The organism is Vibrio sp. FE10 (assembly GCF_030297155.1).
Taxonomy (GTDB): Bacteria; Pseudomonadota; Gammaproteobacteria; order Enterobacterales; family Vibrionaceae; genus Vibrio; species Vibrio apostichopi.
Genome location: NZ_AP028067.1, coordinates 3613661 through 3631209, shown reverse-complemented (window position 1 = coordinate 3631209; position 17549 = coordinate 3613661). Strand labels below are relative to the sequence as shown.

Annotated in this window: 7 protein-coding genes, 1 tRNA gene, 5 rRNA genes and 1 riboswitch; of the genes, 11 read left to right on the top strand and 2 right to left on the bottom strand. The window is 46.4% G+C overall.

All coding sequences use genetic code 11. The features are described 5' to 3' along the window. Window positions 1-119: 119 nt before the first annotated feature. Window positions 120-761, top strand: coding sequence for an HTH-type transcriptional repressor FabR (gene fabR / locus QUF19_RS16305; protein ID WP_004736697.1), 642 nt, complete (start codon window positions 120-122; stop codon window positions 759-761). After that, window positions 761-1132, top strand: a complete 372-nt coding sequence (locus QUF19_RS16300; RefSeq protein ID WP_004736696.1) for a YijD family membrane protein — start codon at window positions 761-763, stop codon at window positions 1130-1132. The genes fabR and QUF19_RS16300 overlap by 1 nt, the downstream gene beginning before the upstream one ends. An 80-nt stretch (window positions 1133-1212) precedes the next feature. Here the strand turns inward: QUF19_RS16300 and trmA are convergent, their stop codons facing one another. Further along, on the bottom strand, window positions 1213-2322 hold the full coding sequence (gene trmA, locus QUF19_RS16295; protein ID WP_286295028.1) for a tRNA (uridine(54)-C5)-methyltransferase TrmA: 1110 nt from the start codon (window positions 2320-2322) through the stop codon (window positions 1213-1215). A 155-nt stretch (window positions 2323-2477) separates the two neighbouring features. Then, window positions 2478-2682, top strand: a riboswitch (cobalamin riboswitch). A 40-nt stretch (window positions 2683-2722) separates the two neighbouring features. On the opposite strand from trmA, the gene QUF19_RS16290 reads away from it, so the two are divergent. From QUF19_RS16290 to murI, 3 genes are read left to right on the top strand one after another with little or no spacing between them, the layout of a single operon-like run. Beyond that, window positions 2723-4555 carry a TonB-dependent receptor domain-containing protein gene (locus tag QUF19_RS16290; protein WP_286295027.1) on the top strand — a complete coding sequence of 611 codons (1833 nt, stop codon included), beginning with the start codon at window positions 2723-2725 and terminating at the stop codon, window positions 4553-4555. A 47-nt stretch (window positions 4556-4602) separates the two neighbouring features. Then, complete coding sequence (locus QUF19_RS16285; RefSeq protein ID WP_286295025.1) at window positions 4603-5268, top strand: adenine nucleotide alpha hydrolase; 666 nt, start codon at window positions 4603-4605, stop codon at window positions 5266-5268. Between the two features lie 60 nt (window positions 5269-5328). Beyond that, complete coding sequence (gene murI, locus QUF19_RS16280; RefSeq protein ID WP_286298912.1) at window positions 5329-6135, top strand: glutamate racemase; 807 nt, start codon at window positions 5329-5331, stop codon at window positions 6133-6135. On the opposite strand, the gene QUF19_RS16275 is transcribed toward murI, so the two are convergent. After that, the gene (locus QUF19_RS16275) at window positions 6098-6550 is read right to left on the bottom strand and encodes an RNA recognition motif domain-containing protein (protein WP_004736687.1); all 453 of its coding nucleotides are present in this window, start codon (window positions 6548-6550) and stop codon (window positions 6098-6100) included. The two genes, murI and QUF19_RS16275, sit on opposite strands and share 38 nt — an antisense overlap. Window positions 6551-7158: 608 nt before the next feature. Between QUF19_RS16275 and QUF19_RS16270 the strand changes: the two genes are divergently transcribed. From QUF19_RS16270 to QUF19_RS16245, 6 genes are all read left to right on the top strand, one after another. Further along, window positions 7159-8713: ribosomal RNA gene (locus tag QUF19_RS16270) — 16S ribosomal RNA — on the top strand. Window positions 8714-9068: 355 nt separating this feature from the next. Then, window positions 9069-11961: ribosomal RNA gene (locus QUF19_RS16265) — 23S ribosomal RNA — on the top strand. Window positions 11962-12059: 98 nt separating this feature from the next. Beyond that, a 5S ribosomal RNA gene (gene rrf / locus QUF19_RS16260) occupies window positions 12060-12175 on the top strand. 389 nt (window positions 12176-12564) lie between these two features. Beyond that, a 16S ribosomal RNA gene (locus tag QUF19_RS16255) occupies window positions 12565-14119 on the top strand. Window positions 14120-14186: 67 nt separating this feature from the next. Further along, window positions 14187-14262 (top strand) — tRNA-Glu (locus tag QUF19_RS16250). A gap of 304 nt (window positions 14263-14566) precedes the next feature. Further along, a 23S ribosomal RNA gene (locus QUF19_RS16245) occupies window positions 14567-17459 on the top strand. The 16S, 23S and 5S rRNA genes sit together here with 1 tRNA gene alongside, the layout of an rRNA operon. Window positions 17460-17549 lie beyond the last annotated feature (90 nt).

Below are 17549 nucleotides of genomic sequence, written 5' to 3'. Positions count from 1 at the left end.
AGAGGTATGTTGAGTGTCTTATATAACCAGAGTGCCTTATATAAATAAGTGATTCGCGTTATATTGAAGAGAGTATTAGACATGCCTGTTTAGGCTGTAAAAGAAGATGTTGATAAAGTATGAAACCAATGGGCATTCGCGCACAGCAAAAAGAAAAAACTCGTCGTAGCTTAATCGATGCGGCATTTAGCCAACTCAGTGCTGATCGTAGTTTTTCCAATCTAAGCTTGAGAGAAGTCGCTCGTGAGGCTGGAATAGCACCGACTTCCTTTTATCGTCACTTCAAAGACATGGATGAGCTTGGCTTAACCATGGTTGATGAAGGTGGCTTACTATTGCGCCAGTTAATGCGACAAGCTAGGCAACGCATAGTAAAAGAAGGCAGTGTGATTCGCACATCGGTTGAAACCTTTATGGAATTCATTGAAAGCAGTCCAAACGTATTCAGACTGTTATTACGAGAGCGCTCAGGAACTTCATTTGAGTTTCGTGCTGCGGTAGCTCGTGAGATACAGCACTTCTCTGCTGAGTTAACCGAATATTTAATAACGACTGGCATGACACGAGATGAAGCTTTTACTCAAGCTGAAGCCTCTGTCATTTTGGTCTTCAACTCAGGGGCAGAAGCATTAGATTTAGATCGACGTCAGCGAGATGAATTGGCTGATCGCTTGATCATGCAATTGCGAATGATGGCCAAAGGGGCTTTTTGGTATCGTAAAGAACGTGAACGTAACCGATTAAAAGGCGGGATTGAATAATGTCGAATGAAAATAATACTGTAAACCGTGGTTCTGAAAGAAAGACACTCGTACTTGCTGTTGTTGCAGGTGTGTGTGGTGATGCACTGTTATCTTGGGTAACAATGAGCGAAGTGGGCTTCTCTATTTTCCCGCTGATTGCTTTAGTTTTGGCTGTACAAGCGCTTTACCAAGAATACCTAACGAATCCAGTATCTGAAGATATTCCATTAGTGGGTTTAGCTTGTTTCTTTGTAGGTGCATTTGGCCACTCGGCTTTTGTGAAAGCACAACACCCTGATGCAGGTTCAAACTTCTTTGCGATTATTGTCGCGATGCTGCTACTCGCTTGGGTAGGTAAGAAGCTAGGCTTTATCGGTAAAACCGCTTAAACCAACGTATAAATAAAAAAACGAGCCAATGGGCTCGTTTTTTTGTATCTGATGTTTGGCTCAGACCTAGAAAGCGAGACTTACGCTTTACGCTCTAGGAATACACCGGCTTCCATGTGATGCGTGTAAGGGAACTGGTCAAATAGAGCAAAACGAGTGATGTCGTGTGTTTCGCTTAGAATGTCTAGGTTCTCTTTCAATGTCTCAGGGTTACAAGAGATGTACATGATGCGCTCGTAGCCTTGAACCATCTTACAAGTATCAACATCCATACCTGAACGCGGTGGATCAACAAAGATAGTGTTGCAGTTGTAACTCTTTAGATCGATGTTTGCTTGTAGTAGGCGGCGGAATTCACGCTTACCTTCCATTGCTACGGTAAAGTCTTCCGCAGACATACGGATAATCTGAACATTATCAATCTTGTTCGCCGCAATGTTGTATTGAGCCGATTCTACAGATGGCTTCGCTAACTCAGTTGCTAGTACACGCTCAAAGTTTTGTGCTAGTGCTAATGAGAAGTTACCGTTACCACAGTAAAGTTCTAGCAAGTCACCTTTGCTGTCTTGAGTACAGTCGACAGCCCACTCAAGCATTTTCTCTGCTACTTTACCGTTTGGTTGAGTAAAGCTGTTCTCTACTTGTTGGTAGATGTAGCTGTCACCATTCACGTCTAGCTTTTCAATGACGTAGTCACGGTCAAGGACGATTTTCATCTTACGCGCACGGCCAATCAGGTTTAGGTTAAAGCCTTCATCATTCAATTGCTGCTTAAGTGCTTTAGCATCTTGAATCCATTGCTCACCCAATTGACGGTGGTAAAGCAGTGATACCAAAATCTCACCGCTCAACGTAGAAAGAAAATCTACTTGGAATAGCTTGTGGCGTAGAGAGTGGTTCTCTTTCATTGCATCTGTTAATAGAGGCATCAAGTCGTTGATAAGACGGCTAGCCGCTGGGAACTGGTCTACACGGTATTTTTCTTTGGTCTCTTGATTGAACATGACGTAATACATATCGTCACCTTCATGCCACACGCGAAATTCAGCACGCATGCGGTAGTGTTGTTCTGGAGATTCATACACTTCCAACTCAGGCACATCGTATTGTGAGAACATTTCAGTAAGACGCTCTGTCTTTTCTGCTAGTTGTTCTTGGTAGCGTTGCGGGTTTACATCTAAATTCGCCATTGTTATGCCTTTTTGCTGTCGTGCTTTTAAATCAAGAGCGCAGATTTTATTCAATCACAGGCGCTTGTCCAGTGTTGAGAGCCATTCAATGTAAATCGAGCATGAAAACTATAGCTTATAGCTATCTTAGACTAGACAAATGATTCATAGGTTAATACTATCTCCCGCAAGCTGGTGCCATTTGGATGTATAGATGGCTGAAGAGGGAATCTGGTGTGAATCCAGAACTGACGCGCAGCGGTAAAAGAGAACGAATATTCATAAGACACTGCAAATAGCTTTTTGTGGGAAGTCGAATATGAGGTAAACCATAAGGTTGTGCTCTTAAGTCCGAATACCTGCCAGTAGCTAAGCCATACAATGTGGTTTGGTAGGAATTTACGCGATTTAGGATCACAACATGAACAAATCCCTTTTAGCGGTTGCTGTAGCATCGCTGCTTTCACCTATCTCCAATTTACACGCCCAAGAAGCATCTACTGACGAAACCATGGTGGTTACGGCTAACCGTTTTGAGCAAGTTGACGGTGCTGTATTAGCTCAAACTGTTGTCGTTACCAAAGAAGATATTTCAAAACTTCAAGCAAATAGTCTTATTGAAGTTTTTCGAACGTTGCCAAGCGTTGAAGTTGCTCAATATGGTGGTCGTGGGCAAACAGCCTCGTTCTATGTGCGAGGAGGTAGTTCTTCTCAAGTACTAGTTCTAATGGATGGTACCCGCTTACCAAGAGCTATGATGGGTGGTGTTGATTTTAACTCTTTGCCAGTTAACTCAATTGAAAGAATTGAATTCATTCGTGGTGCTCGCGCCTCGATCTATGGTTCAGAAGCGATTTCTGGTGTGATCAATATTATTACCAGAGCCGATGTGAATGAAAATGCCGTTAAAGTGTATGGCGGGTATGGTACAAACAATCATTATGTAACTTCTTTAGCTGCTCTGCATAAGATTGATGAAAGCCAACATATTAAAGCTGTTGTTGGTTATGAAAAAGATGACGGATTTAATGTTAAACCTGTAGCTGGTGTTAACGATGGCGATGAGCACGGTTTTGAGTCATACAATGTAAATATCGGCTACCAAAATCAGCTAACCAAGACAGTTAATGCTTTTGTTAATGTTGTGGCTTACGACAATGAAGGTGAATACGACAATACGTATGGAACAAATCATGAAGAAAAAGTTGGCCGAACTGAGTTTCGTTCAATTAATACAAACTTGGCTTACAACGAAGACAACCTCACTTCAACTTTAGATCTTACTTATGCAGAACAAGATAACTACGATTATGTCGTAGGTAAGAATAAGAAAAGTGGTGGCATCACATCTATTAACCAGATCAATGCTGCTTGGCTAAACTCTTACCGAGTAAATGAGCAGTTGGCTTTAGGTGGTGGTTTAGATTACCGACGTGAAGAGTTAGATGAAGGCTACACAGGCTTTAGTTACTATAAGCCAGAAGAGAATCCTCGTGAAAACTATGGTGTAAGTATTATTAGTCAATACATCATAGATAGCTGGACACTTGAAGCAAGTGCTCGAAATGATGAGAACAGCCAATATGGAAACAACACCACGTGGCAAGCTGCGGCGGGTTGGGCGTTCCTTGATAACTATGAGATTAAAGCAAGCCATGGTACAGCCTTCAGATCTCCTACTTTTCTAGACTTATATTACCCGGGTTACGAAGCTCCTAATCTAAAAGCAGAAGATTCTCAAAATACAGAGCTAACGCTAGAAGGTTCACATTCTTATTTAGATTGGTCGATTACTGGTTTCATCAATAAGATTGATAATATGTTGATGTGGCAAGGCTCAGGCATGACTAATATTGGAGAGGCTGAAATCAAAGGTGTTGAACTGGGCTTAGGTTTTGACACCTCAATTGTTACACATCAGTTCTACTTAGACTGGAAAGATCCAGTAGACAAATCTAATGGTAAAGAACAACAGTTAGCATACCGTTCCAAACAAGGTGCTAAGTGGAATGCTTTTGCTGAATTTGGTGATTGGATCTTAGGCTCTCAGTACCTTTATCAAGGCGAGCGCTTTAACGGGACGACACGATTGGCAAGTTACAGCCTTTGGAACTTTACTGCTGAGTACGCAGTTTCGGCAGATCTAAAGGTGAAAGGAAAACTGAGTAACGCATTCGATAAAGACTATGAAATGTATAGCGGTTACGCGACGCCTGGTCGTGAATACTTTGTATCAGCTTCTTACCAATTCTAATTTCCACCTAAACCGCCTCCGGGCGGTTTTTCTTATTGGGTATATCAATGAAAAAGAAAGTCGTCATAAGTTGGTCGTCAGGTAAAGACTCGACATTAACGCTAGAGCGTCTACTTGAAAGCTCCGAATATGAAGTTGTTGCTCTCTATACGACATATGTTGGAGATGAGGTTCCTTTCCAAGTGACTCCGATTGATGTTGTTGCCATGCAGGCGCAATTAGTCGGTTTACCATTAATCACGATTGAGCTCCCGGAAGTGTTTCCTAGTAATGAGATTTATCAAAGTACCATTGTCTCTGCACTTAAAGGTTCTGGCTTATCAATCGATGCGGTTGCGTTTGGAGACATGTTTTGTAATGGCATTGCCGATTATCGAAGAAGCTATATAGAACCAGCGGGTTGGGAGTGTGTGTTTCCCCTAATGGGAGAGAGCAGTCAGGCACTTGCGAGTGAAATAATAGACAGAGGCATCGAAACCTTTCTCGTCACGGTCGATAGCGATGCATTAGACATGAGCTATTGCGGGAAAAAATACACGCTTGAACTAATAGACAGCTTACCGAGCCATGTTGATCCATGTGGCGAAGATGGCGAGTTCCATACCTTAGTGACATCAGCGCCATGCTTTAAAGGTAAGCTCAAGATAGATCTAGAAAATGTGGAGCAAGGTAAGCGCTTTGTTCATCAACGTTATCAAGCTTGCATTATATAGAGTGAGGATTGGCGAAAACTAAGCGAAGGAGTATCATTGCAGCGAAATTTATTATAGGTAATCGTTGTGTCGGATAGTCTGCAAAAAAATATATTGGTCTTTGATTCTGGAGTGGGTGGCCTATCTGTATATAAGGAGATAAGCCAGTTACTACCGAATCATAACTATACTTATGTATTCGATAACGAGGCTTACCCATACGGTGAGCTCGATCAGCAAGTCCTTGTTCGTAGAGTCCAAAGCATCGTCGCCAGTTTTGTGGCTACCCACGCAATAGATATCGTAGTGATAGCCTGTAATACCGCAAGTACGATTGTCTTACCTACACTGCGTGCTAATAATCAAATCCCAATTGTTGGCGTTGTTCCGGCAATTAAACCTGCATCCCTGCTTGCCAATAAAGCGGTGGGTCTTATTGCTACTCCCGCAACGATTACTCGTGAATACACACACGAGCTAATCAAAAACTTCTCGAGTAATAAAAGAGTTGAACTTTTAGGTTCTACTCGGCTGGTGGATATGGCCGAAGATAAACTCAGGGGGGAGACGATTGACCTTGAAGAGCTGCAACTCATCCTTCAACCGATGATCAATACAATTGATGTAGCCGTTTTAGGATGCACACATTTCCCGCTGATAAAATCAGAGATTCAACAAGTCCTAGGTAAGAGTGTTTTATTGGTTGATTCTGGTAAAGCGATTGCGAAGCGAGTTCAAGATTTATTGGATTTGGAAAGTAGTGATAAAGAAGGGGGAGTGCGTGAGGTTTTTTGTAGTGCACTTCCTAAGAAAGAAAGTGCACTAAATAGCATGTTAAAGCAGTTAGGATTTAGCTCAGTTCAGCTTCGTCCGTTTCTGGATGTTTAGGATCATTTGCAACTCGCACTTTTAAAGTTCGTTGCATGTAATCTTTATCGTTAAGTTCTGAAATAGCATGATTCACATCATTGCTAGCCATTACAACAAATCCAAAGCCTCTTCTTTTACCAGTACGTTTGTCTTTCATTAAGCGTACTGCAAATACTTCACCATACTCTGAGAATAATTCACGTACGTGTGACTCATTCGCTTTGTATGGAAGGTTACCTACATAAAGTGTTTTTGTTGATGCCTTAGGTTCTGAATCTGATTTTGAGTCGGTGCTTGAAAAGTTAACAACAAAAGCGGAAGCCAAGACACCAAGGATAAAGGTAATTGCAGGCGATATATCTACCTGAGAGAAAACAATGCCACCTAGAACAGCTAGTGCGACAATTAACAACATCGATTTTTTTGAGTTCATATCGGAGTACTACATATTAATAAACGAAATAGACGCATCTACTCTTAACAAAATAGATACATGAATCTTACGTTCATGGTTTCCATTTTGCCAATGTATTGCTGTGATACGTCTCAAATGTTTAGTTTTTATTCGAAAAATGCGGATCTGGTGGCTTTTTAGGCGAACAAAACTTTTATTCAAAAAAGCCCTTGTGCTCTATGTCGATCTCTCTATAATGCCGCCTCACCGACACGGAGTGAGACGAAAGTCACACAGCGAAATCGGTAGAGAAAAAGGAGTTGAAAATAACCCTTGACTCTCTAAGTGGTGCAGGTATAGTACGCACCCCTAGCGACTGAGATGTAAATCACAAAACGCTAGCGCTCTTTAACAATTTAAACCTATCAATCTGTGTGGGCACTCGTTGATGAATATCAAAACGTTATTACTTAGGTAGTAACAGTTACTTCGGTAACAAACTTGATTTCAATGAACTGAGTGACCAATACGTTTAACTACTTGTAGTTATTCGGCACAGTCAATTCATTACCATTCTGTTGGAATGGTAATAGCTTTAAAATTACATAGTAGTTTTGAAGTCAGTATTCGTTGAGTCACAAAATCTTAAATTGAAGAGTTTGATCATGGCTCAGATTGAACGCTGGCGGCAGGCCTAACACATGCAAGTCGAGCGGAAACGACAACATTGATTCTTCGGAGGATTTGTTGGGCGTCGAGCGGCGGACGGGTGAGTAATGCCTAGGAAATTGCCTTGATGTGGGGGATAACCATTGGAAACGATGGCTAATACCGCATAATGCCTACGGGCCAAAGAGGGGGACCTTCGGGCCTCTCGCGTCAAGATATGCCTAGGTGGGATTAGCTAGTTGGTGAGGTAATGGCTCACCAAGGCGACGATCCCTAGCTGGTCTGAGAGGATGATCAGCCACACTGGAACTGAGACACGGTCCAGACTCCTACGGGAGGCAGCAGTGGGGAATATTGCACAATGGGCGAAAGCCTGATGCAGCCATGCCGCGTGTATGAAGAAGGCCTTCGGGTTGTAAAGTACTTTCAGTTGTGAGGAAGGGTGTGTAGTTAATAGCTGCATATCTTGACGTTAGCAACAGAAGAAGCACCGGCTAACTCCGTGCCAGCAGCCGCGGTAATACGGAGGGTGCGAGCGTTAATCGGAATTACTGGGCGTAAAGCGCATGCAGGTGGTTCATTAAGTCAGATGTGAAAGCCCGGGGCTCAACCTCGGAACTGCATTTGAAACTGGTGAACTAGAGTGCTGTAGAGGGGGGTAGAATTTCAGGTGTAGCGGTGAAATGCGTAGAGATCTGAAGGAATACCAGTGGCGAAGGCGGCCCCCTGGACAGACACTGACACTCAGATGCGAAAGCGTGGGGAGCAAACAGGATTAGATACCCTGGTAGTCCACGCCGTAAACGATGTCTACTTGGAGGTTGTGGCCTTGAGCCGTGGCTTTCGGAGCTAACGCGTTAAGTAGACCGCCTGGGGAGTACGGTCGCAAGATTAAAACTCAAATGAATTGACGGGGGCCCGCACAAGCGGTGGAGCATGTGGTTTAATTCGATGCAACGCGAAGAACCTTACCTACTCTTGACATCCAGAGAAGCCAGCGGAGACGCAGGTGTGCCTTCGGGAGCTCTGAGACAGGTGCTGCATGGCTGTCGTCAGCTCGTGTTGTGAAATGTTGGGTTAAGTCCCGCAACGAGCGCAACCCTTATCCTTGTTTGCCAGCGAGTAATGTCGGGAACTCCAGGGAGACTGCCGGTGATAAACCGGAGGAAGGTGGGGACGACGTCAAGTCATCATGGCCCTTACGAGTAGGGCTACACACGTGCTACAATGGCGCATACAGAGGGCAGCAAGCTAGCGATAGTGAGCGAATCCCAAAAAGTGCGTCGTAGTCCGGATTGGAGTCTGCAACTCGACTCCATGAAGTCGGAATCGCTAGTAATCGTGAATCAGAATGTCACGGTGAATACGTTCCCGGGCCTTGTACACACCGCCCGTCACACCATGGGAGTGGGCTGCAAAAGAAGTGGGTAGTTTAACCTTTCGGGGAGGACGCTCACCACTTTGTGGTTCATGACTGGGGTGAAGTCGTAACAAGGTAGCCCTAGGGGAACCTGGGGCTGGATCACCTCCTTATACGAAGATACCACGATGAGTGTCCACACAGATTGATGGTTTAGATTTAGTTAAAGCCAGAGCTTTAATTAATAACGTAAGTTATTGATTAAAGCTTTTTGCTTTATGCTCTTTAACAATTTGGAAAGCTGACTGATTAACTGACTTACGAGTCATGTTAATCAAATTTAAAAGTTCTCAATGTTTATCTTTCATTAGATAAACACAACAAACACATTCAAGTGTCTTGTATTCGAATCAAACTTAGTTTGATTCACAATTGAGTCCGGCAAACAGTCATTGAGAATTAACCCTTCTTGATGACAACCAAAAACCTTGGTTAGTTGCCATACACTAAGACCCTTTCGGGTTGTATGGTTAAGTGACTAAGCGTACACGGTGGATGCCTTGGCAGTCAGAGGCGATGAAAGACGTAATAACTTGCGATAAGCCCAGATTAGGTAGTAATAACCTTTTGAGTCTGGGATTTCTGAATGGGGAAACCCACGTGCATAAGCACGTATCCTGTTGTGAATACATAGCAACAGGAGGCAAACCGGGGGAACTGAAACATCTAAGTACCCCGAGGAAGAGAAATCAACCGAGATTCCGAAAGTAGCGGCGAGCGAAATTGGATTAGCCCTTAAGCTTTTAATGATGCAGGTGAAGCCTCTGGAAAGTGGCGCAACAAAGGGTGATAGCCCCGTAACCGACACATCATAATCAGTGAAATCGAGTAGGGCGGGACACGTGATATCCTGTCTGAATATGGGGGGACCATCCTCCAAGGCTAAATACTACTGACTGACCGATAGTGAACCAGTACCGTGAGGGAAAGGCGAAAAGAACCCCTGTGAGGGGAGTGAAATAGAACCTGAAACCGTGTACGTACAAGCAGTAGGAGCACCTTCGTGGTGTGACTGCGTACCTTTTGTATAATGGGTCAGCGACTTAATTTTAGTAGCAAGGTTAACCGTTTAGGGGAGCCGTAGGGAAACCGAGTCTTAACTGGGCGTACAGTTGCTAGGATTAGACCCGAAACCAGGTGATCTAGCCATGGGCAGGTTGAAGGTTGAGTAACATCAACTGGAGGACCGAACCGACTAATGTTGAAAAATTAGCGGATGACTTGTGGCTAGGGGTGAAAGGCCAATCAAACCTGGAGATAGCTGGTTCTCCCCGAAAGCTATTTAGGTAGCGCCTCGGACGAATACTACTGGGGGTAGAGCACTGTTAAGGCTAGGGGGTCATCCCGACTTACCAACCCTTTGCAAACTCCGAATACCAGTAAGTACTATCCGGGAGACACACGGCGGGTGCTAACGTCCGTCGTGGAGAGGGAAACAACCCAGACCGCCAGCTAAGGTCCCAAAGTATAGCTAAGTGGGAAACGATGTGGGAAGGCTCAGACAGCCAGGATGTTGGCTTAGAAGCAGCCATCATTTAAAGAAAGCGTAATAGCTCACTGGTCGAGTCGGCCTGCGCGGAAGATGTAACGGGGCTAAGCTATACACCGAAGCTGCGGCTACGTACCTTAGGGTATGTGGGGTAGGGGAGCGTTCTGTAAGCCGTTGAAGGTGGTCTGTAAGGGCTGCTGGAGGTATCAGAAGTGCGAATGCTGACATGAGTAACGATAAAGGGAGTGAAAAACTCCCTCGCCGGAAGACCAAGGGTTCCTGTCCAACGTTAATCGGGGCAGGGTAAGTCGACTCCTAAGGCGAGGCCGAAAGGCGTAGTCGATGGGAAACGGGTTAATATTCCCGTACTTCTTACAATTGCGATGGGGGGACGGAGAAGGCTAGGTGGGCCTGGCGACGGTTGTCCAGGTTCAAGTATGTAGGCGGAAAGTTTAGGTAAATCCGGACTTTCTTAACGCTGAGATACGATGTCGAGCTACTACGGTAGTGAAGTCATTGATGCCATGCTTCCAGGAAAAGCCTCTAAGCTTCAGATTGTAAGGAATCGTACCCCAAACCGACACAGGTGGTCGGGTAGAGAATACCAAGGCGCTTGAGAGAACTCGGGTGAAGGAACTAGGCAAAATGGTACCGTAACTTCGGGAGAAGGTACGCTCTTATCAGTGAAGTCCCTTGCGGATGGAGCAGACGAGAGTCGCAGATACCAGGTGGCTGCAACTGTTTATTAAAAACACAGCACTGTGCAAAATCGTAAGATGACGTATACGGTGTGACGCCTGCCCGGTGCCGGAAGGTTAATTGATGGGGTTAGACTTCGGTCGAAGCTCTTGATCGAAGCCCCGGTAAACGGCGGCCGTAACTATAACGGTCCTAAGGTAGCGAAATTCCTTGTCGGGTAAGTTCCGACCTGCACGAATGGCGTAATGATGGCCACGCTGTCTCCACCCGAGACTCAGTGAAATTGAAATCGCTGTGAAGATGCAGTGTACCCGCGGCTAGACGGAAAGACCCCGTGAACCTTTACTACAGCTTGGCACTGAACATTGAACCTACATGTGTAGGATAGGTGGGAGACTATGAAACCGCGTCGCTAGATGTGGTGGAGTCGTCCTTGAAATACCACCCTTGTAGTTTTGATGTTCTAACGTTGGTCCCTGAATCGGGATTACGGACAGTGCCTGGTGGGTAGTTTGACTGGGGCGGTCTCCTCCCAAAGAGTAACGGAGGAGCACGAAGGTGGGCTAAACACGGTTGGACATCGTGTGGTTAGTGCAATGGCATAAGCCCGCTTGACTGCGAGAATGACAATTCGAGCAGGTGCGAAAGCAGGTCATAGTGATCCGGTGGTTCTGAATGGAAGGGCCATCGCTCAACGGATAAAAGGTACTCCGGGGATAACAGGCTGATACCGCCCAAGAGTTCATATCGACGGCGGTGTTTGGCACCTCGATGTCGGCTCATCACATCCTGGGGCTGAAGTCGGTCCCAAGGGTATGGCTGTTCGCCATTTAAAGTGGTACGCGAGCTGGGTTTAGAACGTCGTGAGACAGTTCGGTCCCTATCTGCCGTGGGCGTTGGAAAATTGAAAGGGGCTGCTCCTAGTACGAGAGGACCGGAGTGGACGAACCTCTGGTGTTCGGGTTGTCATGCCAATGGCATTGCCCGGTAGCTAAGTTCGGAATCGATAACCGCTGAAAGCATCTAAGCGGGAAGCGAGCCTTGAGATGAGTTTTCCCTGGCACTATAAGTGTCCTAAAGGGTTGTCGTAGACTACGACGTTGATAGGCAGGGTGTGTAAGTGCTGCGAGGCATTGAGCTAACCTGTACTAATTGCCCGTGAGGCTTAACCATACAACACCCAAGGGGTTTTGTGGACTCAGATGTACCAGACCTTGAATGCGTTTGAAGAGAAACAACTTTTAGATAAGCTTTCCGAATTTTAAAATTTGCTTGGCGACCATAGCATTGTGGACCCACCTGATTCCATGCCGAACTCAGAAGTGAAACACAATAGCGCCGATGGTAGTGTGGGGTTTCCCCATGTGAGAGTAGGACATCGCCAGGCTTTAATTTCGACTTTGTCTAGTTTCTAGACAAGTCACCATAGGGTTCTAAGTTTCTTAGAGTTTTATGTTGACTTTCAAAGTGGAAAGCGTATTATACGCGTCCTGCTTACGTGCTAAGGTACTGAAAGCAAAGCTCTTTAACAATTTAAACCTATCAATCTGTGTGGGCACTCGTTGATGAATATCAAAACGTTATTGGTTCTTTTTCGAAAGAGCGTAATAACAGTTACTTCGGTAACACAATGATTTCAATGAACTGAGTGACCAATACAAAATTAAGTTTACTTAATTTTGGCACAGTCAATTCATTACCATTCTGTTGGAATGGTAATAGCTTTAAAATTACATAGTAGTTTTGAAGTCAGTATTCGTTGAGTCACAAAATCTTAAATTGAAGAGTTTGATCATGGCTCAGATTGAACGCTGGCGGCAGGCCTAACACATGCAAGTCGAGCGGAAACGACAACATTGATTCTTCGGAGGATTTGTTGGGCGTCGAGCGGCGGACGGGTGAGTAATGCCTAGGAAATTGCCTTGATGTGGGGGATAACCATTGGAAACGATGGCTAATACCGCATAATGCCTACGGGCCAAAGAGGGGGACCTTCGGGCCTCTCGCGTCAAGATATGCCTAGGTGGGATTAGCTAGTTGGTGAGGTAATGGCTCACCAAGGCGACGATCCCTAGCTGGTCTGAGAGGATGATCAGCCACACTGGAACTGAGACACGGTCCAGACTCCTACGGGAGGCAGCAGTGGGGAATATTGCACAATGGGCGAAAGCCTGATGCAGCCATGCCGCGTGTATGAAGAAGGCCTTCGGGTTGTAAAGTACTTTCAGTTGTGAGGAAGGGTGTGTAGTTAATAGCTGCATATCTTGACGTTAGCAACAGAAGAAGCACCGGCTAACTCCGTGCCAGCAGCCGCGGTAATACGGAGGGTGCGAGCGTTAATCGGAATTACTGGGCGTAAAGCGCATGCAGGTGGTTCATTAAGTCAGATGTGAAAGCCCGGGGCTCAACCTCGGAACTGCATTTGAAACTGGTGAACTAGAGTGCTGTAGAGGGGGGTAGAATTTCAGGTGTAGCGGTGAAATGCGTAGAGATCTGAAGGAATACCAGTGGCGAAGGCGGCCCCCTGGACAGACACTGACACTCAGATGCGAAAGCGTGGGGAGCAAACAGGATTAGATACCCTGGTAGTCCACGCCGTAAACGATGTCTACTTGGAGGTTGTGGCCTTGAGCCGTGGCTTTCGGAGCTAACGCGTTAAGTAGACCGCCTGGGGAGTACGGTCGCAAGATTAAAACTCAAATGAATTGACGGGGGCCCGCACAAGCGGTGGAGCATGTGGTTTAATTCGATGCAACGCGAAGAACCTTACCTACTCTTGACATCCAGAGAAGCCAGCGGAGACGCAGGTGTGCCTTCGGGAGCTCTGAGACAGGTGCTGCATGGCTGTCGTCAGCTCGTGTTGTGAAATGTTGGGTTAAGTCCCGCAACGAGCGCAACCCTTATCCTTGTTTGCCAGCGAGTAATGTCGGGAACTCCAGGGAGACTGCCGGTGATAAACCGGAGGAAGGTGGGGACGACGTCAAGTCATCATGGCCCTTACGAGTAGGGCTACACACGTGCTACAATGGCGCATACAGAGGGCAGCAAGCTAGCGATAGTGAGCGAATCCCAAAAAGTGCGTCGTAGTCCGGATTGGAGTCTGCAACTCGACTCCATGAAGTCGGAATCGCTAGTAATCGTGAATCAGAATGTCACGGTGAATACGTTCCCGGGCCTTGTACACACCGCCCGTCACACCATGGGAGTGGGCTGCAAAAGAAGTGGGTAGTTTAACCTTTCGGGGAGGACGCTCACCACTTTGTGGTTCATGACTGGGGTGAAGTCGTAACAAGGTAGCCCTAGGGGAACCTGGGGCTGGATCACCTCCTTATACGAAGATACTTACGATGAGTGTCCACACAGATTGATTAGGTTTAGAAAGTAAAAGAGATACTAGTGTCCCGTTCGTCTAGAGGCCTAGGACACCGCCCTTTCACGGCGGTAACAGGGGTTCGACTCCCCTACGGGATACCATCTTTAAGTATTCTCTTCTATCAGAGTATTTAAAAATGGTTCATTAGTTTGAATCAAGCTCTTTAACAATTTGGAAAGCTGACTGATTTGATTACTTACGAGTAATTCAATCAAATTTAAAAGTTCTCAATGTTTATCTTTCATTAGATAAACACAACAAACACATTCAAGTGTCTTGTATTCGAATCAAACTTAGTTTGATTCACAATTGAGTCCGGCAAACAGTCATTGAGAATTAACCCTTCTTAATGACAACCAAAAACCTTGGTTAGTTGCCATACACTAAGACCCTTTCGGGTTGTATGGTTAAGTGACTAAGCGTACACGGTGGATGCCTTGGCAGTCAGAGGCGATGAAAGACGTAATAACTTGCGATAAGCCCAGATTAGGTAGTAATAACCTTTTGAGTCTGGGATTTCTGAATGGGGAAACCCACGTGCATAAGCACGTATCCTGTTGTGAATACATAGCAACAGGAGGCAAACCGGGGGAACTGAAACATCTAAGTACCCCGAGGAAGAGAAATCAACCGAGATTCCGAAAGTAGCGGCGAGCGAAATTGGATTAGCCCTTAAGCTTTTAATGATGCAGGTGAAGCCTCTGGAAAGTGGCGCAACAAAGGGTGATAGCCCCGTAACCGACACATCATAATCAGTGAAATCGAGTAGGGCGGGACACGTGATATCCTGTCTGAATATGGGGGGACCATCCTCCAAGGCTAAATACTACTGACTGACCGATAGTGAACCAGTACCGTGAGGGAAAGGCGAAAAGAACCCCTGTGAGGGGAGTGAAATAGAACCTGAAACCGTGTACGTACAAGCAGTAGGAGCACCTTCGTGGTGTGACTGCGTACCTTTTGTATAATGGGTCAGCGACTTAATTTTAGTAGCAAGGTTAACCGTTTAGGGGAGCCGTAGGGAAACCGAGTCTTAACTGGGCGTACAGTTGCTAGGATTAGACCCGAAACCAGGTGATCTAGCCATGGGCAGGTTGAAGGTTGAGTAACATCAACTGGAGGACCGAACCGACTAATGTTGAAAAATTAGCGGATGACTTGTGGCTAGGGGTGAAAGGCCAATCAAACCTGGAGATAGCTGGTTCTCCCCGAAAGCTATTTAGGTAGCGCCTCGGACGAATACTACTGGGGGTAGAGCACTGTTAAGGCTAGGGGGTCATCCCGACTTACCAACCCTTTGCAAACTCCGAATACCAGTAAGTACTATCCGGGAGACACACGGCGGGTGCTAACGTCCGTCGTGGAGAGGGAAACAACCCAGACCGCCAGCTAAGGTCCCAAAGTATAGCTAAGTGGGAAACGATGTGGGAAGGCTCAGACAGCCAGGATGTTGGCTTAGAAGCAGCCATCATTTAAAGAAAGCGTAATAGCTCACTGGTCGAGTCGGCCTGCGCGGAAGATGTAACGGGGCTAAGCTATACACCGAAGCTGCGGCTACGTACCTTAGGGTATGTGGGGTAGGGGAGCGTTCTGTAAGCCGTTGAAGGTGGTCTGTAAGGGCTGCTGGAGGTATCAGAAGTGCGAATGCTGACATGAGTAACGATAAAGGGAGTGAAAAACTCCCTCGCCGGAAGACCAAGGGTTCCTGTCCAACGTTAATCGGGGCAGGGTAAGTCGACTCCTAAGGCGAGGCCGAAAGGCGTAGTCGATGGGAAACGGGTTAATATTCCCGTACTTCTTACAATTGCGATGGGGGGACGGAGAAGGCTAGGTGGGCCTGGCGACGGTTGTCCAGGTTCAAGTACGTAGGCGGAAAGTTTAGGTAAATCCGGACTTTCTTAACGCTGAGATACGATGTCGAGCTACTACGGTAGTGAAGTCATTGATGCCATGCTTCCAGGAAAAGCCTCTAAGCTTCAGATTGTAAGGAATCGTACCCCAAACCGACACAGGTGGTCGGGTAGAGAATACCAAGGCGCTTGAGAGAACTCGGGTGAAGGAACTAGGCAAAATGGTACCGTAACTTCGGGAGAAGGTACGCTCTTATCAGTGAAGTCCCTTGCGGATGGAGCAGACGAGAGTCGCAGATACCAGGTGGCTGCAACTGTTTATTAAAAACACAGCACTGTGCAAAATCGTAAGATGACGTATACGGTGTGACGCCTGCCCGGTGCCGGAAGGTTAATTGATGGGGTTAGACTTCGGTCGAAGCTCTTGATCGAAGCCCCGGTAAACGGCGGCCGTAACTATAACGGTCCTAAGGTAGCGAAATTCCTTGTCGGGTAAGTTCCGACCTGCACGAATGGCGTAATGATGGCCACGCTGTCTCCACCCGAGACTCAGTGAAATTGAAATCGCTGTGAAGATGCAGTGTACCCGCGGCTAGACGGAAAGACCCCGTGAACCTTTACTACAGCTTGGCACTGAACATTGAACCTACATGTGTAGGATAGGTGGGAGACTATGAAACCGCGTCGCTAGATGTGGTGGAGTCGTCCTTGAAATACCACCCTTGTAGTTTTGATGTTCTAACGTTGGTCCCTGAATCGGGATTACGGACAGTGCCTGGTGGGTAGTTTGACTGGGGCGGTCTCCTCCCAAAGAGTAACGGAGGAGCACGAAGGTGGGCTAAACACGGTTGGACATCGTGTGGTTAGTGCAATGGCATAAGCCCGCTTGACTGCGAGAATGACAATTCGAGCAGGTGCGAAAGCAGGTCATAGTGATCCGGTGGTTCTGAATGGAAGGGCCATCGCTCAACGGATAAAAGGTACTCCGGGGATAACAGGCTGATACCGCCCAAGAGTTCATATCGACGGCGGTGTTTGGCACCTCGATGTCGGCTCATCACATCCTGGGGCTGAAGTCGGTCCCAAGGGTATGGCTGTTCGCCATTTAAAGTGGTACGCGAGCTGGGTTTAGAACGTCGTGAGACAGTTCGGTCCCTATCTGCCGTGGGCGTTGGAAAATTGAAAGGGGCTGCTCCTAGTACGAGAGGACCGGAGTGGACGAACCTCTGGTGTTCGGGTTGTCATGCCAATGGCATTGCCCGGTAGCTAAGTTCGGAATCGATAACCGCTGAAAGCATCTAAGCGGGAAGCGAGCCTTGAGATGAGTTTTCCCTGGCACTATAAGTGTCCTAAAGGGTTGTCGTAGACTACGACGTTGATAGGCAGGGTGTGTAAGTGCTGCGAGGCATTGAGCTAACCTGTACTAATTGCCCGTGAGGCTTAACCATACAACACCCAAGGGGTTTTGTGGACTCAGATGTACCAGACCTTGAATGCGTTTGAAGAGAAACAACTTTTAGATAAGCTTTCCGAATTTT

Excerpts from the sequence above, each read along its gene's own strand:
- QUF19_RS16275 (WP_004736687.1), bottom strand. The coding sequence starts at position 6,550 with ATGAACTCAAAAAAATCGATGTTGTTAATTGTCGCACTAGCTGTTCTA.
- QUF19_RS16285 (WP_286295025.1), top strand. The coding sequence starts at position 4,603 with ATGAAAAAGAAAGTCGTCATAAGTTGGTCGTCAGGTAAAGACTCGACA.
- trmA (WP_286295028.1), bottom strand. The coding sequence starts at position 2,322 with ATGGCGAATTTAGATGTAAACCCGCAACGCTACCAAGAACAACTAGCA.
- QUF19_RS16300 (WP_004736696.1), top strand. The coding sequence starts at position 761 with ATGTCGAATGAAAATAATACTGTAAACCGTGGTTCTGAAAGAAAGACA.
- QUF19_RS16290 (WP_286295027.1), top strand. The coding sequence starts at position 2,723 with ATGAACAAATCCCTTTTAGCGGTTGCTGTAGCATCGCTGCTTTCACCT.
- fabR (WP_004736697.1), top strand. The coding sequence starts at position 120 with ATGAAACCAATGGGCATTCGCGCACAGCAAAAAGAAAAAACTCGTCGT.